This is a genomic window from Arthrobacter sp. 05N33_2 (assembly GCF_056397425.1).
Genome location: NZ_JBFTNJ010000011.1, coordinates 52,492 through 77,129, shown reverse-complemented (window position 1 = coordinate 77,129; position 24,638 = coordinate 52,492). Strand labels below are relative to the sequence as shown.

The following is a 24,638-nucleotide window of genomic DNA, read 5'->3' as shown; positions in this document are numbered from 1 at the left end:
GGATGCCCCCGATGTGGCGGCCGGCCTTGCGGCCCGGGTTTCACAGTCCGCTCATAGCTCAATCACGGCGGGAACGAAGCCGGGCTGGCCAGAGTTGCAAGAGTTGGAACCGCTGCTGAAAGGCAAGAACATGCACCAAAAAGCCGTCCGCTACGTCAACCGCACTACCGCCGCCGCTGCCAGCACCCTGGCCGCGACGGCGAGCTCCGTTGCCGCCGCCGCGCTGGCGGCGTCCATCATCCTGAGCCCGGCCGCCGACGCATCAGTCCGCATGGACGGGGTCCACACGGACCTGGCCCGTGCCGTCGAGCTGAACCAGGTCACCGCCGAGCAGGCCGCACGATTCGAGGCAAGACTGGCGGGGCGGATTCTCGGCGAGGCCTGAAATTCCGCGGATTTTGGCCCTTTTTCGGCCCTTTTATGATCTGCTGAGGCGCCGATTCGATTCTTCGGCGGAAGTTCTGTAAAGTTGTCTTGCCCGCGGGTGCTGGAAGCGGAACGGACTGGAAACAGACGTTCCGGGACTGGAAACCGCGAGTGATCTTCTTTTGAAGTTCGGCAGATTACCCGAGCGGCCAAAGGGGGCTGACTGTAAATCAGCTGGCAACGCCTACGGGGGTTCGAATCCCTCATCTGCCACCCTTGGAGAAGCCTCCGGAACCATTAGGTTCCGGAGGCTTTTTCTTTGTCCGCGGCCCAACGGCCCGTCTCCACAGTGCAAGGTCTGTCTCAAAGGCCTGCCTCAAAGGCCCGCCTCAAAGGCCCGGCTCAGTCGGCCGGGGGATTCGGAATGGTTACCGTGGTGCCGGCGGGCGGAATCCATTCGCCTCCGGTCAAGAGGCTCAGGTTGGCTATCCGCAAGGCATAGAGCGGGACGCCGTAGCGGCTCGCGATGCCCGAGGGAGTGTCTCCGGCGCCCACCCTGTACAGGAGCCGTCCCTGCCCGTCCTGCCCGGTCACGCTGCCGCCGGCCCCTAGCTGGGGCACGTCCACGCCCCTGAGGTCGATAATCTCTCCTGCGGCAACGGACACCGCTTCATTGAAGCTCCTGAGGATCTCCGGAGTCATCCGGAAGTGGGCGGCGATGCCCTCCCAGGTGTCGCCGTCGACGGCCGCGTAGCGCATCGGCAGGAGGAACCCGTTCACTTCGGTCGTCCCCCGCAGGCCTCCGGACGCCGGGGACGTTGCGGGGGCGGACGCCGCAGGCCGGCCCGCCGGCACTCCGTCCGGGGCCACTGCGCCGGAAGAACAGGCTGCCAAAAGAATGGCGAGAGCCGCGGCCAGGAGAACTGCGGCGGGCCGGACCCGATATGCACCGGAATCGAGATTCACCCTGGGTGTCCTGTCGATCGGGGCCTCCCCCCGAGGCCCGTTGGCGCCAATTATTCCATACGTTTTATGAAAATTGTTGTTCTGCCAGGCTGTTCTGCCAGGCAGCGCCCGCGCGTTCGGTATAGTGCGGGTCATGGACGACAAAGCGATCTTGCACACCTACCTGCGCACCCGGCGCCAAGACCTCCTCGGGAAGCTCGAAGGCCTCAGCGAGTATGACGTGCGCCGGCCCCTCACGCCCACGGGAACCAACCTGCTGGGACTGGTCAAGCACGTGGCCAGCGTCGAACTCGGCTACTTTGGCGAAGTCTTCGGCCGTCCCAGCGAGCTGAAGCTGCCGTGGTTTGCCGACGACGCGGAGCCGGATGCGGACATGTGGGCAGCCCCCGGCGAGACGCGCGAGCAGATCACCGAGCTGCACCGGCTCTCGGCGGCCCACAGCGATGCCACCATCGATGAACTGCCGCTCAACGCGCCCGGTGTGGTGCCCTGGTGGCCGGACGAGCGCAAGCACGTGACCCTGCAGCAGATCCTCGTGCACATGTGCGTGGAGACCGCCCACCACCTCGGACACGCCGACATCCTGCGCGAACTCATCGACGGCAGCGCGGGCCAGCGTCCCGGGGATCCGAACCTTTCGCCGCGCACCGCCGAGGAATGGGCCGTGCACCGGGCCCGCATCGAGGCTGCCGCCGTCGCTGCCGAAGCAGCGGGGGCAGGCCGGTAGGAGCCCGAAGGCGACCCGGAGAGGCGGAATGATCCTTCCGTGCGGGAAATAGCTCAACTAGCATGGCGGCATGAGTCGGTTGCGTCGAAGCGGTCTGCTGGTTGTTGCCATGCTGGTTGCCGGCATGGCGCTAGCGGCAATCACGGGGTGCTCCGGCCCGGCACTGAAGTCGTTCGCCGGAAGTTGGGGACAGACCGTCAAAGGTCAGCCCAACCTCACGATCACCGACGACGGCTCCTTCCAAGGAACGGACGGCTGCAATCGTTTGACGGGCAAAGGATCGATTTCGGGCGATTCCTTCGACTTCGGCCCGATCGCATCCACCATGATGGCCTGCAACGACGTCGACACGTGGCTATCGCAGGCGCACGCCGCCAAAGTGGATGGGACTGTGCTTGTCGTCTACGACAACAGCGGTAACAAGATCGGAACCCTGGCCAAGCAGTGACATTGCCGTCTTCGCACTCTGTTGGCGTTCGTGTTCCGGCAAACACCCCGCTTTTCTGCAAGCTAAATCTCAGTTTTCGGTGCGGAGCCAACGTAGGGTAGTCCGGTCCGCTGTTGAAGAAGAAGGAGCATTCGTGAAGTCGTTTGCCTGTGGTGATGTGGTTCCCGGTTGTGACGCCCGCTGGGTGTGCAGTACCGACGATGAAATTCTGGTCAATGTGGCCGCCCACGCGGCGTCCGCACATGGGCTGGAGGAGCTGCCGGCCGACGTCGTGCAGTCGGTCCACAGAGCCATCGTTCCCGTTAGTTGATTCACGAGGCAGGCGGCCTCCCGCCCGACGCCGGGGCCGCGCCGGGCCCGGATTGGGAGAAGCAACTGGCGGCCGCCTGCCGGGGTGTTGGCCTTTCCGCGGCCTACCAGCCCATTGTTGATACCGCGCGCGGCACGGTGGTGGGCTATGAGGCCCTGGCCCGGTTTCCGGGCTTCGCCGAAAAAAATCCTGAGGTGTGGTTTGCCGCCGCGCGCACGCATGGCCTGGCAGCCGAGCTCGAGGCCGCAGCCTTGCGGGCGGCGCTCGCGGCGCGTCCCACATTGCCGCCGAACTGCTTCCTGACCCTCAACGTCTCACCGGAGCTGCTGTTGACGGAGGAGATCCGTGGCATCTGGTGCGGCCAGGGAAACCTCGCCGGACTGGTGGTCGAGCTGACAGAGCAGACCCCGATCGACTCCTATCTGGAGCTTGAGCCCGACCTCAACCAGCTGCGCGCTGCCGGCGCGCTGATCGCCGTCGACGACGCCGGTGCCGGCTATGCCGGGCTCCGGCACCTGCTGGCCCTGCGGCCCTCGCTGATCAAGCTGGATCGTGAACTGATCCAGGATGTTGACCGTGACGAAGCCAAGCGTGCCCTGATCTCCATGCTCGGAACCTTTGCCAGCCGCGTCGATGCCTGGATCCTGGCCGAGGGAGTGGAGCGCGTGGAGGAACTGGACGCCCTCGTCGCCCTCGGCGTACCCCTGGTGCAGGGGTATTGCCTGGCCCGGCCCGGGCCGGCGTGGGAAAAAATCGATCTCGACGTTGCCCACCGTCTGGCGTCCAACCCCCCGGCGACGCACCAGAGCATCATCCGGGACATCGTGGAACCCGCGACGACGGCCGCCACCACTGCGACGGCGGCGGCCGCGTTTGATGACAACCCGGCCTTGCAGTCGGTGGTGCTGATGGGCGATCATCTGCGGCCCGTTGCGGTGCTCGACCCCTCCGCGGCGGCCCTCGGCGTCGTGAGCCCGGGAATGCGGGTCAACCTGGACACGCCGCTCAGCGAAGCCCTGGCCCGTTCCATGACGCGGACTCAGGCCAACCGGTTTGACCCCCTGCTGGTGACGGACAACGCCGGCCGCTTTGCCGGCGTCGCCCGCATGGAGCGGATGATCACGGCGCTGGCCGCGGACAGCTAACCGTCCGCCGGGTCCGGGCCGCCGGGTTGTCCGTCCCGCAACTGGCCTTCCAGCAGCCGGTCCGTGGCGGGATCGGACAGGCCATCGAAATAGCGGTCCAGGACGACGCGGAACACGGTTTCGCCGGGCGCGGCCCGCTGGAACAGCGTCATGGATGAGTGCAGCTTCCGGGTGTCGATGCCGCCGAAAATTTGCGCCGCGGACCGCCCCTGAAGTTCGGCCACTGCGGCGGCAGCCTCCCGCAGCCGCGGGCCAAGGACGCCGTGCCGGCAGTAAGCGCGGGCCTCGGCCAGGGATGAGATGGCGTACTTCCGGGCGGTTTCGCTGCGGCCCAGGCCCGCGAGCTGGGGGAAAACGAACCACATCCAGTGACTCCTCTTCATGCCTGACCGCAACTCCGCCAGTGCGTGCCCGTAGGTTCCGCCGGCGTCCTGGGCCGCCACGAACCGTTCAAGATCGTAAGGGTCTTCCATGCTCGCTAGGCTACGTCCCCCGGTGCCGGAGTGACAGCACGGCGACAGGCCGCGCGCGGGCGAAGGGGTCATTCGGCCGGGGCGGGATTGCCGATCCCGGGCGTATCGTGTCCCCCATGGCGAATGTCCTGGAGATGGTCGGCGTTGTGAAGCGGTTCGGTCCCGTGGTTGCCTTGAATGGGTTGGACTTTTCAGTCGAGGCGGGCGAGGTCCACGGCTTCCTCGGACCGAACGGCTCCGGCAAATCGACCACGATTCGCCTGCTGCTGGGCATGCTTCGCGCCAATGCTGGCTCCATCCGGGTGCTGGGCTTTGACCCGTGGCGCGACGTCGCGAGCCTCCACCGGCGCCTGGCCTACGTCCCCGGGGATGTGGCGTTGTGGCCCAACCTGACCGGCGGAGAAGTGATCGACCTCCTCGGCCGGCTCCAGGGCGGCCAGGACCTGGCCCGGCGGGCCCAGCTGTTGGAGCTCTTCGACCTCGATCCGACCAAGAAGTCCCGGGCCTACTCCAAAGGCAACCGGCAGAAAGTGGCCCTGGTCGCTGCCCTGGCCACCGACGCTGAGCTATTCCTGCTGGACGAGCCCACCAGCGGACTGGACCCCCTGATGGAGGAGGCCTTCCGCGGCTGTATCCGGGAACTGCGTAACCAGGGCCGCACGGTACTGCTCAGCAGCCATATCCTCAGCGAGGCCGAGGCACTTTCGGACCGCGTGAGCATCATCCGTGAGGGCCGGGTGGTGGAGACGGGGCGGCTTGATGAACTCAGGCACCTGACCCGCACCTCCGTCACTGCCGATGTCGCGGTGGTACCGGCGGGCTTGGATGCCCTGCCAGGCGTGCACGACGTCGTCGTCACGAACCACCGCGTCAGCGCCCAAGTGGAACCGTCCGGCCTGGCCCCGTTCATGCGGGCGTTGACCGACGCGGGACTCGTCGCGCTGACCAGCCAGCCGCCCACCCTGGAGGATCTCTTCCTTCGCCACTACGGCGCTGCGGTGCCCGTGGCCGCGGCCGGGTCGAGCAGCGGACGCACCACCGATGCGTGAAACGTTGGCGGGGACCGGAGTCCTGATCAGGCTCGGGCTCCGCCGCGACCGATGGCTGTTGCCGGCGTGGATCGCCGGATTCGCCGCGACAACGTATTCAACCGCGGTGGCCGGCGCCGAGCTCTACCCCGATGTGGGGAGCCGGGTCGAGGCCGCGACGGCCCTGAATGCCACGGCCTCGCTCGTGGCCCTCTTCGGCAGGGTCTACGACCCCACGTCCCTCGGTGCCCTGTCCCTCATCAAGTACACGGCGTTCATGGCTGCCATCCTCGCCGTCCTGATGGTGTTCATTACCGTCCGCCATACCCGCAGCGACGAAGAGTCCGGGCGGCTCGAGCTCCTGGGCGGCGGCCGGATGGGCCGCGACGCGCCGCTCGCGGCCGCCCTCACCATCAGCTTCGGAGCCAGCATTGTCCTGGGGCTGGTCACTGCGGTGTCTTTGGCCGCCGGCGGACTTCCGGCGGCCGGCTCGATCGCGTTCGGACTGGGCTGGGCCGCCACCGGCATGGCATTCAGCGCCGTGGCCGGGGTCACCGCCCAGCTGACGGCCAGCGCGCGGGCGGCCACGGGAATGAGCCTCGGCGTCGTTGCCGTGACCTATGCGCTGCGTGCGGTGGGGGACCTCGCCGAACCGGGGCCCTCCGCCCTGTCCTGGCTTTCGCCGATCGGCTGGAACCAGCAGATCCGGGCCTTCGCCGGGGACCAGTGGTGGGTGCTCGCCCTCCCTCTGGTGCTGTGCGCCTTACTCGTGCCCGTGGCCCTGGCACTCCGCGCCCGTCGGGACCTCGGCTCCGGCCTGCGCCAGGAGCGCCCCGGCCCGGCTCGCGGCTCGCTCCGCGGGGTCGGGGACCTCGCTGTGCGGCTCCAGTTCCGGCTGCTGGCGGCCTGGGCGGTCGCCTTCGTGGTGTTCGGCGTGGTGATCGGATCGCTGGCCGGCAACGTCACGGACTTGTTGAGTTCGCCCAACGCGCAGGACCTGATCATGATGCTGGGCGGAACCCAGGCCATGACGGATGCCTTCATTGCAGCGGAGATCAGCATCATGGGACTGCTGGCCGCTGCCTACGGACTGTCCGCGGCCAGCCGGCTCCGTGACGAGGAGACCGACGGCCACGTCGAGGCACTGCTGGGCACCGCCACCACCCGGCCGCGGTGGGCGACCAGCCATTTCGCCCTGGCGCTGGCCGGGGTCGCCGTGCTCATGCTGCTGGCCGGAGTGTCGGTCGGGGCCGGCGCAGCCACCGTCCTGGCCGATGCCAACCAACTCGGCCGCGTCACACTGGCCGCTGCCGCCCAGATCCCCGCGGCCTGGGTCATGACCGCTGCGGTGCTGGCGGTGTTCGGCTGGGCGCCCCGGCTCACCGGGACGGTCTGGGCCCTGCTGCTGCTCTTCGTCGCGCTTGGTGAGTTTGGCGTGCTGTGGAATGCCCCGGAGTGGCTGATGGAGCTCTCCCCGTTCCGGCACTCGCCGCTGCTGCCCCTGGATTCCGGCGCCGTCGGGCCGTTGCTCGGACTTACGGTGACTGCCGCGGCGCTCGCCGCACTGGGGTACGCCGGCTGGCGCCGCCGGGATCTGGCCCCGTGAGCGGGCCAGAGCAGCCACTACTCGCCAATAGGGGGCAGCGGTAATATCAGATTCGGGAGTTCTTGGCGCATTCCGGCACTGACGGGACGCCACTCTCGGGCCGGGTCGGAGGGCGGGATGCAGGACGCATACGGGCTATATACCCCGACCACGCTGGTGGAAATCGGGCTTCTGCTGGCGACATTTATCCTCTGCTCCCTGATTGGCACTGAGCGGCAGGTCCGGCAAAAGGTCGCTGGCTACCGCACCCACGTCCTGGTCGGCCTCGGATCGTGCACGTTCACCCTGATCTCCGCCTACGGCTTCGCCGCCGCGCTGGCGCCCGGGGCCACCATGGACCCGTCCCGTATTGCAGCCCAAATCGTCAGCGGCATCGGCTTCCTCGGTGCCGGGGTGATTTTCAAGGGACGGAACGTAGTCCGCGGCCTGACGACGGCCGCCAGCATTTGGGTTTCTGCCGCCGTCGGCATGGCGTGCGGGGCCGGAATGCTGTCCCTGGCTGTTTCGCTGACCGCTTTCCACCTCATCACGTTGTACGTCGTTTCTCCCGTGATCAGGAAGATCCCGACCCCCGACGCCCACCGGGTTCTGCACCTGGGCTATGACGACAACCGGGGCGTGCTGCGGCAAGTGTTGGAGATCGCCACGAATATGGGGTTCAGCTCGTCGATCCTGAGCATCAATAAGGCGGGCGATGAACAAAAGCCGATCGTCCTCATGGACATCCGCTTCCATGGTCATCTTCCGCTGCGGGAACTCGTCCCCTACCTCCTTGATGTGCCCGGCGTGCAGAGTGTGACCGTTCGCGGCACCGATCCGAACGAGGACGACGACGATCCCAGCGCCTGAGAACCCCATCAAGCACACCACCGGGACTCCCGTGACTGGCGCACGCTGATTGAAGCCGTTCGGGATGACCGTTAGAGTCTGCGGATGACCGAGAACAGCGTCGCTTTGACGGATACCGTGTGCGTGCGGGTACTGCGCAGGTCCGACGCGGGGCCCCTGGCCGACGCCTACCGGCGGAACCGGGAGCACCTGGCGCCCTGGGAACCGGTGCGGTTTGAGGAATTCTTTACCGCCGAGGGACAAGCCGCCAGCATTGAATCCAAGCTCGGATTGTTCATCGCGGGAACAGACGTGCCCTGGGTCCTCGTGGAAGGCTCCCGCATCATCGGTGTGATCAACCTCAGCGGGATTGTCCGGGGGCCATTCCTCAGCGCCCACCTCGGCTACTGGGTGGACAAGGACCTGACAGGGCGGGGAATTGGCTCGGCCGCGGTGGAGTTCGCCCTCCAGACCGCGCGCAACGAACTGGGACTGCACCGGCTGCAGGCCTCAACCCTCCCGCACAACGCCGCGTCTCAGCGGATCCTGAAGCGGGCTGGCTTTGAGGAGATCGGTTTGGCAGCCCAGTACCTTCGGATTGCCGGATCCTGGCAGGACCACATCCTCTTCCAGCGGATACTGTTCTGATGGCTGATGTTCCGGTTGCACCAGGTCCCGTTGTGCCAGTTCCCACTGCACCGGTTCCCATTGCACCGGGGGACTTTGGTGCCCTGCACCATGTAGAACTCTGGGTGCCGGACCTGCAGCGGGCCAGGGACCAGTGGGGCTGGCTGCTGGGCAGGCTGGGCTACGAGGCCTACCAGGACTGGGCCCACGGGTGCAGCTGGCGCCGCGGGCCGACGTACATCGTCGTCGAGCAGTCCCCGGCGCTGACCGGAACCGCGCACGACCGCAAAGCCCCGGGCCTGAACCACCTGGCGTTCATCGCGGGGACCCGGGCTGACGTGGACGCCATGGCGGGCGAGAGCGTCAGCCACGGCTGGGCCGAGCTGTTTCCGGACAAGTATCCGCACGCAGGCGGCCCCGCCCACTTCGCCGCCTACCTCGTGAACGCGGACGGCTACGAAGTGGAGCTGATTGCTACAGGCTGATGGCGTCGGTGCCCTACGGGTTGGTTGTCGGAGGTGCCTGCTCGGCCTTCAGTTCCTCGCCGTGGGCGATGATCGCGTAGATGATCAGCACGTCCATGGCGATGACGATGACGGACCACCACGGCTGCTGCGGAATGAGCATCAGTTGAACGACCGCACTGAAGCCGGCAACGACGACGCCAACGACTCGAGCCCACGTTGCGCCGGCGAAGAGCGCGACGGCGGTGAGGATCAAGAGCACCCCGAGGGCGACATTCCACCAGCCCCACCCCTTCGCATCGAAGAGGAACAGGGTTCCCGGGGTCGACAAATAGTAGGTGTCGGGTCCGGTGAGCGCGACGAGGCCTTGAAGGCCGCTGAAAACGCCGTTGATGATCAGAATGACTCCGGCGAAACGGACCCAACCGGTCCAGCCGGTCGCAGTGACAGGGTGATGGGCAGTACTCATAGTGTCGACCGCTTTCCGTTGAATGCTCTGCCGTCGGCCTCATGGTCGGCGCAGTCGTGGGGTGAAGCTAGTACCGATTCCGATTATGTTCCTCGCAGTCCGGACCGGTCAATCGCTATAGGTCCTCGGAGCCGCCCGCGCCGGGCTCATTGCGATTGCCGTGGATCCCGGTACGTTGAACCATGACCATCCTGCTTGTTGGCGGCGGCCCCGACACCGTAACCACAGCTGCCGTCTTCGACCGCTTCGTCAAGGAACTCCGGCACCGGGCCACCGGCAGGGTTCCGCGCGTCGCTGTGGTTCTCTTTGACCATGAGGGCAGCTCGGAATATTTCCTGCCTGCCTATGTGGTGCCGTTGGAGTCCCGGACAGCCTGCGAGGTCGTCCCGGTCCTCCTCGGCTTCAACCGGGGCGCGGACCCTGCCGCGTTCGACGACGTCGACGGCATCGTCGTCGGGGGCGGGCCGACGCCGGGCTATCTGGAAGGCTTGCTGCCGTCCGCGCAGCCCATCCGCAGTCTGGTCTCCGACGGTGTGCCGTATATGGGATTCTCAGCCGGCGCGATGGTGGCTCCGGTGCGGGCGATCGTGGGCGGCTACCGGATCCGCGGCACCGAGGTCTGCCCGGCGGATTGGTCGGAGGGTCTGGAAGAAGTGGAGATCCGCGACGGGCTGGGCCTGGTGCCTTTCGCCGTCGACGTGCACGCCGCGCAGGCGGGAACCCTCGGCCGGGCCGTTGGGGCGGTGGCAAAAGGTCTCGTGGACCGCGCGGTCGCCGTGGACGAGGACACTGCCCTGGTCCTGCACCACGCGGACCTGGAGGATCTGGACGTGATCGGCACCGGGAACTGCTGGACGATTCGCGGCGTTGGCACCAAAGCCACCGTCTCGGTTCTGTCGGCGCACAGCTAGGTTCCGGCACCCACCCCTTGGCACACTTGTTACCCGCGGGTAACATATGACTCATGCATCTCCTGTTCCGGACTCTCCTGCTGCTGTTCACGTCCTCACGCCGCTCACCGTTGAGCATCTGGGACAACTCCTCGCTGCCGCTGCGGGTCCTGCCCACGGACATCGACATCGCCCTGCACGTCAATAACGGCATGTACTTCTCGCTCATGGACCTCGGACGCTTCGACCTCATGGCCCGCAGCGGCACCTGGAAGAAGATGCGCCGCCGGGGCTGGACGCCGGTCGCGGCGGGGGAGACCATCGCGTTCCGCCGTTCGCTGCAGCTCTGGCAGCAGTACACGATCGAGTCCAGGATCATCGGCCTGGACTCGAAGGCCATCTACTTCGAACAGCGGATGGTGGTGGACGGCGAAGTGTACGCGCGCGCCTATATCGCGACCCGGCTTCTGAGCAAGGGCAAGCCCGTCAGCCAGGAGGAAATCATCCGCGAGTTCGGCGCCCCGCCGGCGGACCTGGAGCTGCCCGGGTGGATCCACGAATGGCGCGAAACCAACGCCCTGCCCGGCGCCAGGCGTCCGGCCCCGCACGCCTGGGCGTGACCTGCCTACAGCCCCGCCCGGATGTGCCAACAGCGAAATGCCGGGGACAATCCGTGCCCGCTCCCGTACCGTTGACTCATGGCTACCGTAGACATCACAGGTGAACAGTTCGCATCGACAGTCGAGGATAACGACATTGTCCTCGTGGATTTCTGGGCCGAATGGTGCGGCCCGTGCAAGCAGTTCGGCCCCACGTACTCGGCGATCTCCGAGAAGCACCCGGACGTCGTCTTCTCCAAGGTCGACACCGAAGCCGAGCAGCAGCTCGCCGCCGAGGCCGGCATCACGTCGATTCCCACGCTGATGGCCTTCCGCGAAAAGGTCCTGGTGTTCTCGCAGCCTGGCGCCCTGAACGCGCAGCAGCTCGAACAGGTGGTCGACGCCGTCAAGGCCCTGGACATGGAAGAAGTCCACGCCCACGTGGCCCGGTCCCAGGCCGAGGCCGCCGCAGCTGCGGCCAAGCAGGACGGCACCCAGATCCCGGAGGCCTGAACCGCCACGGCTTAATCCCAGGCTTAACGCAACGCGGGGTCACTCCGCGCCCATAAATCCCTCTGGGATGGGCGCGGAGTGACCCCGCGTTGTGGTTGGAAGGGTGGGTTAGAGCGTTTCGAGCTTGACCGGCTCGGCCAGCAGCGCGCTGAGGGATTCGTTCAGGTCCTGGACGGCCGTGCCCTTGGAGTGCTTGTCCAAGTCCGCCTGGCTGGCCCACCGTTCGGTCAGGACGAGCTTGTCCTCGCTGGCCTCGGTGAGCTCGTAGCGGATGCAGCCGGGCTCGTTGACCACCTCGTCGATCGCGATGTCCAGGGCGAGCTTCACGCGGAAGAATTCGCCGTCGTTGGGGATGAAAATGGCCTGAAGGTCAACGGGTGCACTCATGGCAATCACCCTACCGGGCTGCCGGGCAGGCGCCGGACCATGACCCAAGATTTCATAGGACTTCCAAGCTTTGCTCTTCTTTTGCCTCCGCACTGTTGGTAGCGTCACACCATGCTTGCTTACACAGCCGGGGACACTGACGTCCCGCTGCTCGAGGAAACCATTGGCGCGAACTTCGAACGGATCGCGGCGCGGTTCCCGTACCACGACGCCCTGATCGAGGCGGCTGCGGTACCCGGCGAAGAGGCCCGGCGGTGGAGCTACACCAAGTTGAACGACGACGTCGACCGCCTTGCACGTGCGCTCCTCGCCCTGGGCGTCGCGAAGGGCGAGCGGCTCGGCATCTGGAGCCCCAACTGCGCCGAGTGGACCATCCTGCAGTACGCCACCGCGAAGGTCGGGGCGATCCTGGTCAACGTCAACCCCGCCTACCGCAGCCATGAGCTCGAGTTTGTGGTCACCCAGAACGGCATGCGCATGCTGGTCACCGCGCCGTCGGACAGGAACAGCGACTACACAGCGATGGCGCGGCAGGCGCTGGCGGCGTGCCCGGATCTGCGCGAGCTGGTCTTCCTCCCGGGCGCCGGCCTGGACGGGCTGACCGCCGGCGAACCCGGCACTGACGCGGAGCGCACCTATGCCGAGCTGCTCAAGCGGGCCGACGACGTCGGGCACTCCGAGCTGAAAGCGCGCATGGCGGCACTGGACGCGCAGGACCCCGTCAATCTGCAGTACACCTCCGGCACCACGGGGTTCCCGAAGGGCGCCACGCTGACGCACCACAACATCCTTAATAACGGTTTTTCGATCGGCGAACAGCTGGGCTACACGGAACACGACCGCGTGGTGATCCCGGTGCCCTTCTATCACTGCTTCGGCATGGTGATCGGGAACCTCGCGGCGCTCAGCCACGGGGCCGCCACCATCATCCCCGGCCGGTCATTCTCGCCGGCCGCGGCGCTGGAAGCTGTGCAGGACTTCGGCGGAACCTCGCTGTACGGCGTGCCGACCATGTTCATCGCCGAGCTCGCCCTGCCGGACTTCGCCTCCTACGACCTCTCGACACTGCGCACGGGCGTCATGGCCGGCTCGCTGTGTCCCATCGAGGTGATGAACCGGGTCATCACGGAAATGAACATGAAAGACGTCGCTATTTGCTACGGCATGACGGAGACCTCGCCGGTGTCCACGATGACCCGGAGCGTGGACACCATGGCCCAGCGCACCGAGACTGTGGGCCGGACCATGCCGAACATGGAGAGCCGGATCGTGGACCCGGTCACGGGAGAGGTGGTGGAGCGCGGCGGGATCGGCGAACTCTGCACGCGCGGCTACGCGGTGATGCGCGGGTACTGGAACCAGCCTGACAAGACCGCCGAGGCGATCGACGCCGACGCCTGGATGCACACGGGAGACCTCGCCCGGATGGACGCGGACGGGTACATCGTGATCGAGGGCCGGATCAAGGACATGGTGATCCGCGGCGGCGAGAACGTCTATCCGCGCGAAATCGAGGAATTCCTCTACACCCACCCGGACATCCAGGACGTTCAGGTGATCGGTGTCCCGGACGAAAAGTACGGCGAGGAGCTGATGGCCTGCGTCATTTTGAAGCCGGGGGCCGCGCCGATGGACGCCGCCAGCCTGGCCGAGTTCTGCCGCGGCAAGCTGGCGCACTACAAGATCCCGCGCTACGTGGATGTCCGGGAGAGCTTCCCGATGACCGTTTCCGGCAAGATCCGCAAGGTGGACATGCGCCAGGAAGCGGCGGCCCGGCTGGGCCTCCAGACCGGCGGCTGACAGCAACGCGGGGTCACTTAAGGCCCATCCCGAGGCGCCGGACGGGCCGTAAGTGACCCCGTGTTGAGGCGATTCCGGAGGGCCTGTGGATAACCTCAGCGCCGAGGTTGATCCGCGGTCACAATGGTGCGCATGGTCCGCATTGTGCCGCTTCCCGAAAGCCTCACCCTCACACCGTTCACCGTCTATGAGTCGCGCGCGCTGGGTATTCCGCCCAAACGTCTACGGGCGCACGATTTGTCCGACGGCGGCCGCCTTATCTATCTGCCGGCCGGCCGGCAGCTTGAGATCGTCGAACGGGCCAGGGTCCTCGCCGCTGCTACCCCGGGTGCCTGGGCGTCCCATGAAACCGCGGCCGTGCTGACCAGGCTCGGGCTGCCGCCGTGGTTGGGCGAATGCCACACCATCCACCTCAGCAAACCCCATGAACTGCCCAGAGTCCGCCGTGCCGGGGTCACTGGCCACCGCGTGCGGCTCATTCCGGGCGAGCTGACCGACGTCGACGGCATCCCTGTCACGGCGCCGCCCCGCACTTGGCTGGATCTGGCCGCAGTCCTGCCGCTCAACTACCTCATCGCGATGGGGGACCAGCTCATCCGACAGCCCAGGCCCAGCCTCGAACTGAGGTCGGAGCCCTACGCCTACAAGGATGGCCTGCGGTTGCTGATCCGCCAGCATCCCAACATGAAGGGCGTCGAGAAGGCGCGGCTTGCGCTGGACGAGATGCGGGTGGGAGCAGACTCTTTCCCGGAGACATTCCTGCGGCTGGCGCTGTTGGATGCGCGTCTGCCGGAGCCGGAGCTGCAATTGAGGCTCGACCCGGAAGACCCGCGCTCACCGGCTGCAGACATGGGCTACCGGAGGTACGGGATCGCCATGCAGTACGACGGCGTCCACCACCTCACGCGGGAACAGCAGACCCGGGACAACCGGCGAGACGAAGCGTTCCGCAGCGCCGGATGGGCGTATTTCAAAGTCAACGCCGATGATCTTGCCGAGGGATTCGACAGCGTCATCACCCGGATCAAGAGGGCCCGGCTCCGCGCCTAAGCAAACTCCTGCCCTCATGACCCGCCACACCAGCGCGGGGTCATATCGAGCCCATAAAGGGGCCCCGGATGGGCCGTAAGTGACCCCGCGTTGCTTTGAGCGAGAGGGAGGTCAGTGGCTGCGGTGGTCCTGGATGGTCATGCGCGGGCCAAATGTCGGTTTCCGGAAGCCGCTCAGCCCGATCATCCGGACCACCCGCTGCCGGTGCCCCGCCCATGGAGCCAGCAGCCTGAGCATGCCGGCGTCGTCTGTCCGGCGGCCGGTCAGGGCGGCGCCCACGTAGGCCGCAAGGTGGTAGTCGCCGACCGAGATCGAATCCGGGCAGCCGTGCGTGCGCTGCACTACCTCCGCCGCCGTCCAGACCCCGATTCCGGGCAGCGTCTGCAGCTTGGCTGCCGCCTCCGCGGCGGGGAGGTCGGCGAGCCGTTCCAGCGCGGCGGCCGAACGCAGCGCCCGCATGACGGTTCCCGACCGCTGCGGGCCCACGCCGGCCTTGTGCCACTCCCAGGACGGGATGTGCAGCCACTGCGCGGCCGTCGGCTGGACCAGCAGATTGGCGGGCGCGACGGTGCCGGCGCCCGGCGCCGCCGTCCCGAAGCGGTACATCAGGTAGCGGTATCCGCGGCGGGCCTCGATAACGGTGACCTTCTGCTCCAGGATGGTCGGCACGAGTGAATCGATCATCCTGCCGGTTGCGGGCAGCCGGATCGCGAGGTTCCGGCGCCGGGCTTCAACCACCATGCGCGGGAGGGTCGCGTGGAATGCGGGCTCGTCGAAGCCGGACCAGTCGTCGTCGCTCCCGAGCATGCGCGGGACGGAATCGACGGCGTCCCCCGCTCCGGGACCCCAGGCCTGCGCGTCCACGGCAGGGTCAGTCCGTGTCCCGGCCGGTGCCAGGCGCAGCGTGGCCGGACCGCGGGGCGTCGTGAACGCGAACCAGATGCCGTCCGGGGCGGTGCGGATGGACGGGTCGCCGTGGCCGCGCAGCAGCGTGCCGATGGTTTGCATCAAGTCGAACGGGCCGCCCGGGTGCCACCGCAATGAGGCGTCCGCCGCGGCGGCAATGCCTGCGGGGGCGTCTGCAAGGCTCATTCGAACATGTTCCCACGGCCCGCTGACAGCAGCGGCATCCGCGGCAACGACGCAGGGGCCGTAGGGCCCTTAACCTCCCGCACTGCCGGGGCTAAAATCCGGCTGTGGCGTGGTGTGTCCGCGCCCGCCTCTGGGCCCCGAATCCTTGTTCTTGGGAGAGTGTGATGGCTGGTGGAGTGGTACATTTCGAAATCCCCGCAGAAGACGAGGGCCGCGCACGGGAGTTCTACAGTTCGGCGTTCGGCTGGGAGGTAAGCCAGGTGCCGGAGATGAGCTACGCCATGATCAAGACGACGCCGACGGATGCCAACGGCATGCCCTCCGTACCGGGATCCATCAACGGCGGCATGTTCCGCCGCGAAGGCGACCTCACATCCCCGGTGGTCACGGTGGATGTCGATGACATCGACGCGGCGTTGGAGAAGATCAATGCCCTGGGCGGCAGCACCGTCTTACCGCGCGAGGCAATCGGCACCATGGGCTGGGCCGCCTACTTTCGGGACACTGAGGGCAATGTGGTCGGCCTCTGGCAGAACGCCCCGCGTGAGGGCGGCGCCGGGGCAGCGAACGCCGGGAATGACATCGGCGCCTGACGCGCCGGGCACGCCGGCCCGCAGCGCATCCACCTCACTGCATCCCGGTGGTGAGCCACAGCGCCACGACCGCCAACGGGACGGTGAGGACGACGGCGGCCACGCCGGCGAGGGCGAAGCCTCCCCAGCGGATCTCCACGTTCAGGGAGCGGAGCCGCTCGTGCCACAGCAGCGTGGCCAGGGACGCCCAGGGGGTCACCAGCGGGCCCAGGTTCACGCCGATCAGCAGGGCCGCCAGCCGGGCCGGGGAGCCGCCTACCGGTTCCAGGGCCAGATAGGCGGGGAGGTTGTTGACTGCGTTGGCTGCCCCGGCGCCCAGGCCGGCGAGCTGCAGGAGCGCCGGCAGGCTCTCGCCCGTGCCGGCGATCCCGGTCAGGAACTGGGTGAGCCCGTTGGCGTGCAGGGTCTCCACCACCATGAACAGTCCGGACGTGAGCATCAGCGGGCGCCAGGGAATCATGGACCAGCGCAGGACGGAGCGCCGCCGCCAGAGGAAGAGCAGGAGCAGCGCAGCCGCCGCCGCGAGTGCCGGGATCTGCACCGGAACCCCGGAGACAAGCGCCGGGAGCAGGACCACCATGACCCCCGACGCCGAGTACAGCAGCACCCGGTCCCGGACCTTATGGACGGGCTGGGGGCCGTACGTGCCGCGCAGGTCCTTCCGGAACGCCAGCCACAGGAGCACCAGCGGCACGAGGATGCCCACCAGGGCCGGGGCCCACACGAGCGAAGCGAACGCGGCGGGGCTGAGGTTGAGCCGCTCCTGCGCGAGCAGGTTGGTCAGGTTGGAGACCGGCAGCAGCAGCGAGGCCGTGTTCGCCAGCCACACGGTGGTCAGCGCGAACGGCAGCGGCGGAATGCGGGCGTGAATGGCCAGCAGCACGACGACGGGAGTCACCAGCACCGCCGTCGTATCCAGCGACAGGAACACCGTGGAAACGGTGGCCAGGGCGATCGCGAGGAACCACAGCAAGAGGACCCGGCCGCGGCCCAGGGCGGCCAGCCGCTCCGTGACGACGCGGAAGAGCCCGGCCTCATCCACCAGTTCGGTGACAAGGGACATGGCGACCACGAACGCCAGTATCGGCACGGTGCGTGCTGCCAGCGCCTGGAAGGCGGGGACCGGCAGCAGCCCGGACACCAGCGCCGCGCACCCGGCCAGCAGCATGCCCGCGGGCAGCGCGTAGCTCTTGAACTTCTTCAGCCGGGCGATCCTCTTCACAGCCATATCCTCGCATCTGCCAGAGCCGTGGGAGCGCCGTGGCCGCGCCGACGTGCCCGCCGCGCCGGAGACGGTAACTTTGTACCTATGAAGTACGCCCCGTCCGTCCTGGACCTCATTGGCCATACGCCGCTCGTCAAACTCAACCACGTGACCGATGGCATCGCAGCCACGGTCCTGGTGAAGCTCGAATACCTGAACCCCGGCGGTTCGATCAAGGACCGCATTGCGGTCAAGATGATCGAGGAGGCCGAACGAACGGGCCAGCTCCTGCCCGGCGGCACGATCGTGGAGCCCACCTCGGGCAACACCGGCGTCGGTTTGGCGCTCGTGGCGCAGCAGAAGGGCTACCGCTGCATCTTCGTCGTGCCGGACAAGGTCGGCGAGGACAAGCGGGCCGTCCTCCAGGCCTACGGCGCGGAAGTGGTGGTCACGCCCACCGCCGTCCCGCCGGACAGCCCGCAAAGCTACTACGGCGTCTCCGACCGGCTCGTCACCGAAATCCCCGGCGCCTACAAGCCGGACCAGTTCTCCAACCCCGCCGCCCCGGCCAGCCACTATGAGACCACGGGCCCTGAGATCTGGCACGACACCGACGGCCGCATCACCCACTGCGTGATCGGCGCCGGGACCGGCGGCACGATCACCGGCACCGGCCGGTACCTCAAGGAAGTCTCCGCCGGGCGGCCCGGGGCCGAGGGTGGCGTCGTGAAGATCATCGGCGCGGATCCCGCCGGCTCGGTGTACTCCGGCGGCACGGGCCGCCCGTACTTTGTCGAGGGCGTCGGGGAGGACATGTGGCCGGCCAACTACGACAAGTCGGTCCCGGACGACGTCATTGCCGTCAGCGACGCCGACTCCTTCGCGATGACGCGCCGGCTGGCGCGCGAGGAAGGCCTGCTGGTGGGCGGCTCCTCGGGCATGGCCGTCGTGGCCGCCATGGAAGTCGCCAAGGACCTCCCGGCCGACGCCGTCGTCGTGGTCATCCTGCCGGACTCCGGCCGCGGCTACCTGGCCAAGATCTTCAACGACCAGTGGATGCGTTCCTACGGCTTCCTGGCCGGCGGGGACGAGGCGTCGGTGGGCGAGATCCTCAAGGCCAAGACCGGTGAACTCCCGGACCTCGTGCACATCCACCCGAACGAGTCCGTCCGCGACGTCATCAACATCATGAACGAGTACGGCGTCTCGCACATCCCCGTTTTGTCCCAGGAACCGCCAGTCGTCATGGGCGAGGTGCTGGGCGCCGTGGACGAACGCACCCTCACGGCCAAGCTCTTCCGCGGCGAGGCCAAGCTCTCGGACAAGATTTCCGAACACATGGAGGCCCGGCTCCCCGTGATCGGCTCGCTCGAATCGATCTCGACCGCCCGCGAACTCCTCTCCGACGCCGACACCCTCATGGTGACGTTTGTCGGCGCCCCGGTGGGGATCCTGACCCGCCACGACCTCCTCGCGTACCTCAGCAACTGACCAGTTCAAGGAGTCCCATGTCTGTGCCTGAAAGCCCGTCCTCGAAAAACCAGGGTTTCAACACCCGCGCCATCCACGCCGGCCAGGCGTTTGAGCCCCGCACCGGGGCGGTGGTGCCCCCCGTGCACTTCTCCTCGACCTATGCCCAGGACGGCATCGGCGGGCTGCGGGCCGGTTACGAATACGGCCGGGGCACCAACCCCACCCGTGACTCGCTGCAGGAGCAGCTGGCGGCCCTGGAAGGCGGGAGCGCCGCGTTCTCCTTTGGCTCCGGCCTGGCCGCCGAGGACTCGATGATCCGCGCCCTCACCCGCCCCGGTGACCATATTGTGCTCGGCAACGACGCCTACGGCGGCACGTACCGGCTCATCAGCCGGGTCCTGGGGGAGTGGGGTATCGGCAACACCCCGGTGGACATGTCCGACCTCGACGCCGTCGCGGCCGCCGTCGCGGCAGGCGGCACCGCCGACAGTACGGCCGACGGTGGCGGCAAGACCCGCCTGGTGTGGGTGGAGACGCCGTCGAACCCGATGATGAAGATCACCGACATCGAGGCGCTCGCGAAGGTGGCGCACGACGCCGGCGCGCTCCTCGTGGTGGACAACACCTTCGCCTCCCCGTACCTGCAGACCCCGCTGGCCCTCGGCGCCGATGTGGTGGTGCATTCGACCACCAAGTACATCGGCGGGCACTCCGACGTCGTCGGCGGCGCGATCGTGGTCAACGACCCCGACCTCGCCGAGAAGATCGGCTTTGTGCAGTTCGCCGTCGGCGCCGTGTCCGGGCCGATGGACGCTTTCCTCACCACCCGCGGGCTCAAGACCCTCGGGGTGCGCATGGACCGGCACAGCGACAACGCCCAGGCCGTGGCCGAATGGCTGCTGGGGCGCCCCGAAGTGGAGGCCGTGCTCTACCCGGGCCTGCCCACCCACCCCGGCCACGAGCTGGCCAAAAAGCAGATGAAGAAGTTCGGCGGCATGATCTCCGTGCAGTTCAAGGGCGGCGAGGCCGCGGCCCGCAAGGTGGCCGAATCGACCTCCGTGTTCACCCTGGCGGAGTCCCTGGGCGGGATCGAATCGCTCATGAACTACCCGTCCGAAATGACGCACGCCTCGGTCAAGGGCACGGAACTGGCGGTCCCGGTCAACCTGATCCGGCTCTCGTGCGGCATCGAGGACGTGGAGGACCTGATCGCCGACCTCGACGCCGCGATTTCCTCCCTGGCCGCCGGCAGCTAACTGCACCGTAGCTGCACCGGCAACCGACCCCGGCGCCCGGATCATTCCGCCGGGCCACCCTAGCTTTCTCTAAGAGAGTCAGCTAGGGTGGCCGCATGGCACTTCGATCCGACTGGTCCCAACGGACCTGCAGCATGGCCCGCGGCCTCGACATCCTGGGCGATCCCTGGAGCGTGCTCGTCCTGCGCGAGGTGTTCTTCGGCAACGGCCGCTTCGAAGCCATGAAGGCCCGGCTGGGGGCGGCCGATTCTGTGCTCACCAAGCGGCTCGCCGGGCTCGTCGCCGCCGGGCTCCTGGCCCGGAGGCCCTACGACGACGGCGGCCGCACCCGCCAGGAATACGTCCTCACCACCATGGGCGAAGACGCCCTCCCGGTGCTCAACGCCGTCGTGATCTGGGCCGAAAAGCATCTCCCGGCGCCGTCCGGGCAGGCACACATGTTCGTCATCCACAGCGGCTGCGGGGAGCGGACCTCCTCGGCTGACACGTGCACGGCCTGCGGGGAACCGCTGACGGCCGCCAACACGAGCTGGCACAGCCTCTCCCGCACCGCGGACCCCGTGCCGCTGGCCTCGGCCGGCACCGGGACCCCTGTCCAGAACGGAACCGCCGCATGAATGCCCCCGAAACCACCGTGACCCCGGCGCCGGTCCGCCGCCGCATCCACCCGGCGTGGACCGTCGCCGCCGTGGCTTTCCTCGCGCTGGTCGGCGCGGCAGGGTTCCGGGCGGCCCCGGGTGTGCTGATGGTGCCGCTGCAGAACGAGTTCGGCTGGTCCACCACCGTGCTCTCCGCTGCGGTCAGCATCAACCTCGTGCTTTTCGGGCTCACGGCACCGTTCGCGGCAGCGCTCATGGAACGCTTCGGCATCCGCGCAGTCACGGCCGTGGCCCTGGTGCTGATCGGCGCCGGCAGCGCACTGACGGTCCTCGTGACCCAGTCCTGGCAGATCCTGCTGACGTGGGGGCTGCTGATCGGGCTCGGCACCGGGTCCATGGCGCTGGTCTTCGCCGCGACCATCGCCAACACCTGGTTCGCCAAGAGCCGCGGCCTGGTCATCGGCATCCTCACCGCCGGCAGCGCCGCCGGGCAGCTCGTGTTCCTGCCCTTCATCGCGGCCCTTGCCCAGGACCCGGGCTGGCGGCAGGCCTCGCTCCTCATCGGTGCCGGCGCGCTGGCCGTGGTGCCGCTCGTGCTGATGTTCCTGAAGAACTCACCGGCCGACGTCGGCGTGCTGCCCTACGGGGCGACGCCGCCGGCCCCCGGCCCGAACGCCGGCACGGAATCCAGCGGGCCCGAACCGACAGGACCGGCCGCCGGGCAGGAAGTGCAGGAGCCCCGCCGGAACGCCGCGGTCCGTGCCCTGCAGGTCCTCAAACGGGCCAGCAAAGTGCGTACCTTCTGGGCCCTGGTGGCCGGCTTCGCGATCTGCGGCGCGACCACCAACGGGCTGATCGGCACCCACTTCATCCCCTCCGCCCACGACCACGGCATGCCCGAAACCACCGCGGCGGGCCTGCTCGCCGTCGTCGGCCTCTTCGACATCATCGGCACCATCGCCTCCGGGTGGCTCACGGACCGCTTCAACCCCCGGATCCTGCTTGCCGTGTACTACCAGTTCCGCGGGATCGGGCTGCTGGTCCTGCCGCTGCTGCTCAGCGCCACCGTCCAGCCCAGCATGATCGTGTTCGTGGTCATCTACGGCCTGGACTGGGTCGCCACGGTGCCGCCGACCGCCGCGATCTGCCGCCAGGTGTTCGGTGCCGACGGGAGCGTCGTGTTCGGCTGGGTGTTCGCGGCCCACCAGCTCGGCGCGGCCGCCGCGGCCCTGGCAGCCGGGGCGGTCCGGGACGCCACCGGCCAGTACACCTACGCCTGGTTTGCGGCCGCTGCCATGTGCACCATCGCCGCCGTCATCAGCGCCACCATCCGCAAGGACGCCCGGAAGCCGGAGTCCGTCCCGGTCCCGGCGTAGCTGTTCTGTAGACTGACCCGACAGCGAGGGCGCGTTTGCGCCGCCCTGGACGGAACCGACCAAACGGCCAGCGTCTACATCAGCAGCCCGATGGGGGAGTACATGTCAGTGCCCGTTTCAGACCGCAGCCCGGCGCGGTATTCACCCGTCCCGCACCTGTTCCGGCTCTCCGTCATCCCGGCCATCGCCGCGGTGGGCTACTTCATCTGGATCTCGCTCGGAGTCTGGGGCCAGCACGGCCTGGACTTCAGCGTCTACTGGTACGGCGGCAAAATCCTCAACGACGCCGGCGCGGCACCCTCAGCCCTGTATGCGGGCAACGTGGACTGGGCCGGCGGACCGGCGCTAATGTTTACCTACCCGCCGTTCGCCGCCATCGTCTTCGGCCTCTTGGCCCGGCTGCCCCTGGCGGCGGCGCTGACCCTGTTCAACGCCGCCGGCGCCGGGGTGGCGATCCTGGCCGCGGTCCGAACGGTCCGGTACTGGAACGCGAGAGCCTCCTGGCGCGACACCTTCCGGGCACCGGGCAACGGCTGGGCCGCCGCCGTCCTGGTCCTGGCGGTGCTGAACCTGGGTCCCTGGCGCGAGACCCTGGTGTTCGGCCAAATCAACGCCCTGCTGATGGGCCTGATCGCCGTGGACCTGTTGGCCCGCAACCGGCGCTGGGCCCGCGGTTTCCCCGGCAGCGGCTTCCTGGTGGGCGTCGCCGCCGGCATCAAGCTGACGCCCCTGGTGTTCGGGCTCTACTTTCTGGTCCGCAGGGACTGGCGCGGGCTGGGCAACATGGCCACCGGCTTCACCGCCACCGTGGCGGCCGGCTGGCTGCTCCGGCCCGCCGAATCCCTGCAGTTCTGGCTCCAGATGCTGCCCGACACCTCCCGGATGGGGGGAGCGGGCTACGTGGACAACCTGTCCATTAAGGGCGCCCTGCTGCACTTCGGGGTCCCGGAAGCGCACGTCACCGTGCCATGGCTGCTGCTGAGCCTGGCGGTTGTGGCCGTGGGCGCCGCAGTGATCAAGGCCGCCAGCGATCAGGGTGCCCGCGTCGTGGCCGTATCGGCGACCGCGATCACCATGCTGCTGATCAGCCCGGTCTCGTGGTCCCACCACTGGGTGTGGGTCGCGGCGGTCTTTCCGGCTTTCGCCTGGACCCTGCGGGAAGCTCCGCGCCGGTACGTCGGGATGCGCTGGACCATGGGCGGCGTGCTGGGCCTGTCGATCCTCGTATTCCTGTTCTCGCCCAAGACCATCGGTACGGCCCTCGGCGCCGAAAACCTCGACATCCAGACGCCCGGGGTGTGGATCATGGCCTCCAGCGCCGGCGTCTTCTGCGCCCTGGCCCTGCTGGTGTGCTGGCTCGTGGCCCTGCGGCGGGACCCGCTGGGGCCGGAGCCGGACCTTGCACGCGGGCCGGCTGCCGAACGGGACGTCCCGGCCGCCGTCTCCACTTCCTCAGCCTCCTCGTAGGCACCGCTCGTGGCGGGCCGCGCACCTAGCGGGCCGCCACCTGGTAGGCGCCGCGCCGGCCGCCACCGCTAGGCTGGTCGGCATGAGCTCCCCCGACGGACGTAAGACGGCCCTTGTCACCGGTGTCGGCCGGCTCGCCGGAATCGGCGCAGGCATCGCACGCCGCCTCGCCGCGGACGGCTGGGACCTCGTGCTGACGTACTGGCAGGACTACGACGCGCGGATGCCGTGGGGAGTCCAGCCGGACGACGTCGAACGCCTCACCGCCGAGCTCGAGGCGATGGGCGCCGCCGTCGTGGCGCTGCCGGCGGATTTCCAGGACCCGCAGGCCGTGGACAGGCTGATGTCCGCCGCCGCGGCGGAGGCCGGAACCCTGCAGGGTCTGGTGCTCAGCCACGCCGAATCCGTGGACTCCTCCATCCTGGACACGTCGCTGGAGAGCTTCGAGAGGCACTTTGCGGTCAACACCCGGGCCAGCTGGCAGTTGATTGCCGCTTTCGCCCGGCAGGCCGGTCCCGAGGGCGGCGCCATCGTGGCCCTGACCAGCGACCACACCGCTTTCAACCTGCCCTACGGGGCATCAAAGGGCGCCCTGGACGGGATCGTGATCGCCGCCGCCCGCGAACTCGGCCCGCTCGGGATCAGCGCCAACGTCCTGAACCCGGGACCGGTGGATACCGGCTGGATGGATGAGCCGCTCCGTGACGAACTGGCCCGCCGGCAACCCGGCGGCCGGCTGGGCACACCGGCGGACGTGGCCGGCACCGTCGCGTTCCTGCTCTCGCCCGAGGGCCGCTGGATGTCCGGGCAGCTGGTCAAGGCCGACGGCGGATTCTCCGCCTGAGCCGCTGGGACCGCGGGAACGCTCTGATTCATGGAGCG

General features: G+C 68.1%; 28 protein-coding genes and 1 tRNA gene. 23 read left to right on the top strand and 6 right to left on the bottom strand.

Annotated elements, in window-relative coordinates:
- Positions 1-130: 130 nt before the first annotated feature.
- A complete protein-coding gene (locus tag AC1DHX_RS08355; protein WP_028276970.1) occupies positions 131-385 on the top strand; it encodes a hypothetical protein in 255 nt (84 codons plus the stop codon).
- Between the two features lie 172 nt (positions 386-557).
- Positions 558-639: transfer RNA gene (locus tag AC1DHX_RS08350), tRNA-Tyr, on the top strand.
- Positions 640-768: 129 nt separating this feature from the next.
- Here AC1DHX_RS08350 and AC1DHX_RS08345 read toward each other — a convergent pair.
- Complete coding sequence (locus AC1DHX_RS08345; RefSeq protein WP_476859359.1) at positions 769-1,146, bottom strand: LysM peptidoglycan-binding domain-containing protein; 378 nt, start codon at positions 1,144-1,146, stop codon at positions 769-771.
- Positions 1,147-1,465: 319 nt separating this feature from the next.
- On the opposite strand from AC1DHX_RS08345, the gene AC1DHX_RS08340 reads away from it, so the two are divergent.
- The 4 genes from AC1DHX_RS08340 to AC1DHX_RS08325 all read left to right on the top strand — a co-directional run bounded on the left by AC1DHX_RS08340 (position 1,466) and on the right by AC1DHX_RS08325 (position 3,962).
- Positions 1,466-2,059, top strand: a complete 594-nt coding sequence (locus AC1DHX_RS08340) for a DinB family protein (protein WP_476859360.1) — start codon at positions 1,466-1,468, stop codon at positions 2,057-2,059.
- Positions 2,060-2,129: 70 nt separating this feature from the next.
- Positions 2,130-2,507: an META domain-containing protein gene (locus AC1DHX_RS08335; RefSeq protein WP_230009962.1), complete on the top strand. Its 378-nt coding sequence runs from the start codon at positions 2,130-2,132 to the stop codon at positions 2,505-2,507.
- A gap of 133 nt (positions 2,508-2,640) precedes the next feature.
- Positions 2,641-2,817: a DUF1059 domain-containing protein gene (locus tag AC1DHX_RS08330; RefSeq protein WP_162159079.1), complete on the top strand. Its 177-nt coding sequence runs from the start codon at positions 2,641-2,643 to the stop codon at positions 2,815-2,817.
- Positions 2,814-3,962 (top strand): EAL domain-containing protein, encoded by a 1,149-nt coding sequence (locus AC1DHX_RS08325; protein ID WP_476859361.1) that lies wholly within the window; start codon positions 2,814-2,816, stop codon positions 3,960-3,962. Before AC1DHX_RS08330 ends, AC1DHX_RS08325 begins: the two co-directional genes overlap by 4 nt.
- On the opposite strand, the gene AC1DHX_RS08320 is transcribed toward AC1DHX_RS08325, so the two are convergent.
- Complete coding sequence (locus AC1DHX_RS08320; RefSeq protein ID WP_476859362.1) at positions 3,959-4,435, bottom strand: DUF1810 domain-containing protein; 477 nt, start codon at positions 4,433-4,435, stop codon at positions 3,959-3,961. The two genes, AC1DHX_RS08325 and AC1DHX_RS08320, sit on opposite strands and share 4 nt — an antisense overlap.
- A gap of 116 nt (positions 4,436-4,551) precedes the next feature.
- Between AC1DHX_RS08320 and AC1DHX_RS08315 the strand changes: the two genes are divergently transcribed.
- The 5 genes from AC1DHX_RS08315 to AC1DHX_RS08295 all read left to right on the top strand — a co-directional run bounded on the left by AC1DHX_RS08315 (position 4,552) and on the right by AC1DHX_RS08295 (position 9,009).
- Positions 4,552-5,484 (top strand): ABC transporter ATP-binding protein, encoded by a 933-nt coding sequence (locus AC1DHX_RS08315; RefSeq protein ID WP_476859363.1) that lies wholly within the window; start codon positions 4,552-4,554, stop codon positions 5,482-5,484.
- The gene (locus tag AC1DHX_RS08310; protein ID WP_476859364.1) at positions 5,477-7,069 is read left to right on the top strand and encodes an ABC transporter permease; all 1,593 of its coding nucleotides are present in this window, start codon (positions 5,477-5,479) and stop codon (positions 7,067-7,069) included. Before AC1DHX_RS08315 ends, AC1DHX_RS08310 begins: the two co-directional genes overlap by 8 nt.
- Positions 7,070-7,186: 117 nt before the next feature.
- Positions 7,187-7,918 carry an MgtC/SapB family protein gene (locus tag AC1DHX_RS08305; protein ID WP_028276975.1) on the top strand — a complete coding sequence of 244 codons (732 nt, stop codon included), beginning with the start codon at positions 7,187-7,189 and terminating at the stop codon, positions 7,916-7,918.
- A gap of 84 nt (positions 7,919-8,002) precedes the next feature.
- A complete protein-coding gene (locus AC1DHX_RS08300; RefSeq protein WP_476859365.1) occupies positions 8,003-8,545 on the top strand; it encodes a GNAT family N-acetyltransferase in 543 nt (180 codons plus the stop codon).
- Between the two features lie 32 nt (positions 8,546-8,577).
- Complete coding sequence (locus AC1DHX_RS08295) at positions 8,578-9,009, top strand: VOC family protein (RefSeq protein ID WP_476859366.1); 432 nt, start codon at positions 8,578-8,580, stop codon at positions 9,007-9,009.
- 13 nt (positions 9,010-9,022) lie between these two features.
- Here AC1DHX_RS08295 and AC1DHX_RS08290 read toward each other — a convergent pair whose 3' ends face one another.
- Positions 9,023-9,457 (bottom strand): DUF7144 family membrane protein, encoded by a 435-nt coding sequence (locus AC1DHX_RS08290; RefSeq protein ID WP_043436157.1) that lies wholly within the window; start codon positions 9,455-9,457, stop codon positions 9,023-9,025.
- A 182-nt stretch (positions 9,458-9,639) separates the two neighbouring features.
- Here AC1DHX_RS08290 and AC1DHX_RS08285 point away from each other — a divergent pair, with 182 nt between their 5' ends.
- The 3 genes from AC1DHX_RS08285 to trxA all read left to right on the top strand — a co-directional run bounded on the left by AC1DHX_RS08285 (position 9,640) and on the right by trxA (position 11,459).
- A complete protein-coding gene (locus AC1DHX_RS08285; protein ID WP_476859367.1) occupies positions 9,640-10,368 on the top strand; it encodes a Type 1 glutamine amidotransferase-like domain-containing protein in 729 nt (242 codons plus the stop codon).
- A 53-nt stretch (positions 10,369-10,421) separates the two neighbouring features.
- Complete coding sequence (locus tag AC1DHX_RS08280; RefSeq protein WP_028276979.1) at positions 10,422-10,967, top strand: acyl-CoA thioesterase; 546 nt, start codon at positions 10,422-10,424, stop codon at positions 10,965-10,967.
- A 78-nt stretch (positions 10,968-11,045) separates the two neighbouring features.
- Entirely contained in the window at positions 11,046-11,459 is a 414-nt protein-coding gene (trxA, locus tag AC1DHX_RS08275) for a thioredoxin (RefSeq protein ID WP_018773584.1), read from the top strand.
- 108 nt (positions 11,460-11,567) lie between these two features.
- On the opposite strand, the gene AC1DHX_RS08270 is transcribed toward trxA, so the two are convergent.
- Positions 11,568-11,846, bottom strand: a complete 279-nt coding sequence (locus AC1DHX_RS08270; protein WP_223913755.1) for a putative quinol monooxygenase — start codon at positions 11,844-11,846, stop codon at positions 11,568-11,570.
- A 111-nt stretch (positions 11,847-11,957) separates the two neighbouring features.
- On the opposite strand from AC1DHX_RS08270, the gene AC1DHX_RS08265 reads away from it, so the two are divergent.
- Together AC1DHX_RS08265 and AC1DHX_RS08260 are read left to right on the top strand one after the other, a co-directional pair.
- Positions 11,958-13,646: an AMP-binding protein gene (locus AC1DHX_RS08265; protein WP_476859368.1), complete on the top strand. Its 1,689-nt coding sequence runs from the start codon at positions 11,958-11,960 to the stop codon at positions 13,644-13,646.
- A gap of 132 nt (positions 13,647-13,778) precedes the next feature.
- Positions 13,779-14,696 carry a hypothetical protein gene (locus AC1DHX_RS08260; protein ID WP_476859369.1) on the top strand — a complete coding sequence of 306 codons (918 nt, stop codon included), beginning with the start codon at positions 13,779-13,781 and terminating at the stop codon, positions 14,694-14,696.
- A 111-nt stretch (positions 14,697-14,807) separates the two neighbouring features.
- Here AC1DHX_RS08260 and AC1DHX_RS08255 read toward each other — a convergent pair whose 3' ends face one another.
- Positions 14,808-15,788, bottom strand: a complete 981-nt coding sequence (locus tag AC1DHX_RS08255; RefSeq protein ID WP_476859370.1) for a DNA-3-methyladenine glycosylase family protein — start codon at positions 15,786-15,788, stop codon at positions 14,808-14,810.
- 164 nt (positions 15,789-15,952) lie between these two features.
- Here AC1DHX_RS08255 and AC1DHX_RS08250 point away from each other — a divergent pair, with 164 nt between their 5' ends.
- On the top strand, positions 15,953-16,381 hold the full coding sequence (locus AC1DHX_RS08250) for a VOC family protein (RefSeq protein WP_476851356.1): 429 nt from the start codon (positions 15,953-15,955) through the stop codon (positions 16,379-16,381).
- A gap of 34 nt (positions 16,382-16,415) precedes the next feature.
- Here the strand turns inward: AC1DHX_RS08250 and AC1DHX_RS08245 are convergent, their stop codons facing one another.
- Positions 16,416-17,609: an ArsB/NhaD family transporter gene (locus AC1DHX_RS08245; RefSeq protein ID WP_476855647.1), complete on the bottom strand. Its 1,194-nt coding sequence runs from the start codon at positions 17,607-17,609 to the stop codon at positions 16,416-16,418.
- Between the two features lie 81 nt (positions 17,610-17,690).
- Between AC1DHX_RS08245 and AC1DHX_RS08240 the strand changes: the two genes are divergently transcribed.
- The 6 genes from AC1DHX_RS08240 to AC1DHX_RS08215 all read left to right on the top strand — a co-directional run bounded on the left by AC1DHX_RS08240 (position 17,691) and on the right by AC1DHX_RS08215 (position 24,600).
- Positions 17,691-19,076 (top strand): cystathionine beta-synthase, encoded by a 1,386-nt coding sequence (locus tag AC1DHX_RS08240; RefSeq protein WP_243181137.1) that lies wholly within the window; start codon positions 17,691-17,693, stop codon positions 19,074-19,076.
- A 17-nt stretch (positions 19,077-19,093) separates the two neighbouring features.
- Positions 19,094-20,314 (top strand): cystathionine gamma-synthase, encoded by a 1,221-nt coding sequence (locus tag AC1DHX_RS08235; protein ID WP_476859371.1) that lies wholly within the window; start codon positions 19,094-19,096, stop codon positions 20,312-20,314.
- 95 nt (positions 20,315-20,409) lie between these two features.
- A complete protein-coding gene (locus tag AC1DHX_RS08230; protein WP_476859372.1) occupies positions 20,410-20,931 on the top strand; it encodes a winged helix-turn-helix transcriptional regulator in 522 nt (173 codons plus the stop codon).
- The gene (locus tag AC1DHX_RS08225; RefSeq protein ID WP_223913762.1) at positions 20,928-22,289 is read left to right on the top strand and encodes an MFS transporter; all 1,362 of its coding nucleotides are present in this window, start codon (positions 20,928-20,930) and stop codon (positions 22,287-22,289) included. The genes AC1DHX_RS08230 and AC1DHX_RS08225 overlap by 4 nt, the downstream gene beginning before the upstream one ends.
- 108 nt (positions 22,290-22,397) lie before the next feature.
- Positions 22,398-23,756: a glycosyltransferase 87 family protein gene (locus tag AC1DHX_RS08220; protein WP_476859373.1), complete on the top strand. Its 1,359-nt coding sequence runs from the start codon at positions 22,398-22,400 to the stop codon at positions 23,754-23,756.
- Between the two features lie 82 nt (positions 23,757-23,838).
- Entirely contained in the window at positions 23,839-24,600 is a 762-nt protein-coding gene (locus tag AC1DHX_RS08215; protein WP_476859374.1) for an SDR family oxidoreductase, read from the top strand.
- The last annotated feature ends 38 nt before the right edge of the window (positions 24,601-24,638 follow it).

Coding starts and splice junctions, on each gene's coding strand:
- AC1DHX_RS08355 (WP_028276970.1), top strand. CDS start 131: ATGCACCAAAAAGCCGTCCGCTACGTCAACCGCACTACCGCCGCCGCT.
- AC1DHX_RS08340 (WP_476859360.1), top strand. CDS start 1,466: ATGGACGACAAAGCGATCTTGCACACCTACCTGCGCACCCGGCGCCAA.
- AC1DHX_RS08335 (WP_230009962.1), top strand. CDS start 2,130: ATGAGTCGGTTGCGTCGAAGCGGTCTGCTGGTTGTTGCCATGCTGGTT.
- AC1DHX_RS08320 (WP_476859362.1), bottom strand. CDS start 4,435: ATGGAAGACCCTTACGATCTTGAACGGTTCGTGGCGGCCCAGGACGCC.
- AC1DHX_RS08315 (WP_476859363.1), top strand. CDS start 4,552: ATGGCGAATGTCCTGGAGATGGTCGGCGTTGTGAAGCGGTTCGGTCCC.
- AC1DHX_RS08310 (WP_476859364.1), top strand. CDS start 5,477: ATGCGTGAAACGTTGGCGGGGACCGGAGTCCTGATCAGGCTCGGGCTC.
- AC1DHX_RS08305 (WP_028276975.1), top strand. CDS start 7,187: ATGCAGGACGCATACGGGCTATATACCCCGACCACGCTGGTGGAAATC.
- AC1DHX_RS08300 (WP_476859365.1), top strand. CDS start 8,003: ATGACCGAGAACAGCGTCGCTTTGACGGATACCGTGTGCGTGCGGGTA.
- AC1DHX_RS08290 (WP_043436157.1), bottom strand. CDS start 9,457: ATGAGTACTGCCCATCACCCTGTCACTGCGACCGGCTGGACCGGTTGG.
- AC1DHX_RS08285 (WP_476859367.1), top strand. CDS start 9,640: ATGACCATCCTGCTTGTTGGCGGCGGCCCCGACACCGTAACCACAGCT.
- AC1DHX_RS08280 (WP_028276979.1), top strand. CDS start 10,422: ATGCATCTCCTGTTCCGGACTCTCCTGCTGCTGTTCACGTCCTCACGC.
- trxA (WP_018773584.1), top strand. CDS start 11,046: ATGGCTACCGTAGACATCACAGGTGAACAGTTCGCATCGACAGTCGAG.
- AC1DHX_RS08270 (WP_223913755.1), bottom strand. CDS start 11,846: ATGAGTGCACCCGTTGACCTTCAGGCCATTTTCATCCCCAACGACGGC.
- AC1DHX_RS08265 (WP_476859368.1), top strand. CDS start 11,958: ATGCTTGCTTACACAGCCGGGGACACTGACGTCCCGCTGCTCGAGGAA.
- AC1DHX_RS08260 (WP_476859369.1), top strand. CDS start 13,779: ATGGTCCGCATTGTGCCGCTTCCCGAAAGCCTCACCCTCACACCGTTC.
- AC1DHX_RS08255 (WP_476859370.1), bottom strand. CDS start 15,788: ATGAGCCTTGCAGACGCCCCCGCAGGCATTGCCGCCGCGGCGGACGCC.
- AC1DHX_RS08250 (WP_476851356.1), top strand. CDS start 15,953: ATGGCTGGTGGAGTGGTACATTTCGAAATCCCCGCAGAAGACGAGGGC.
- AC1DHX_RS08245 (WP_476855647.1), bottom strand. CDS start 17,609: ATGGCTGTGAAGAGGATCGCCCGGCTGAAGAAGTTCAAGAGCTACGCG.
- AC1DHX_RS08240 (WP_243181137.1), top strand. CDS start 17,691: ATGAAGTACGCCCCGTCCGTCCTGGACCTCATTGGCCATACGCCGCTC.
- AC1DHX_RS08235 (WP_476859371.1), top strand. CDS start 19,094: ATGTCTGTGCCTGAAAGCCCGTCCTCGAAAAACCAGGGTTTCAACACC.
- AC1DHX_RS08230 (WP_476859372.1), top strand. CDS start 20,410: ATGGCACTTCGATCCGACTGGTCCCAACGGACCTGCAGCATGGCCCGC.
- AC1DHX_RS08225 (WP_223913762.1), top strand. CDS start 20,928: ATGAATGCCCCCGAAACCACCGTGACCCCGGCGCCGGTCCGCCGCCGC.
- AC1DHX_RS08215 (WP_476859374.1), top strand. CDS start 23,839: ATGAGCTCCCCCGACGGACGTAAGACGGCCCTTGTCACCGGTGTCGGC.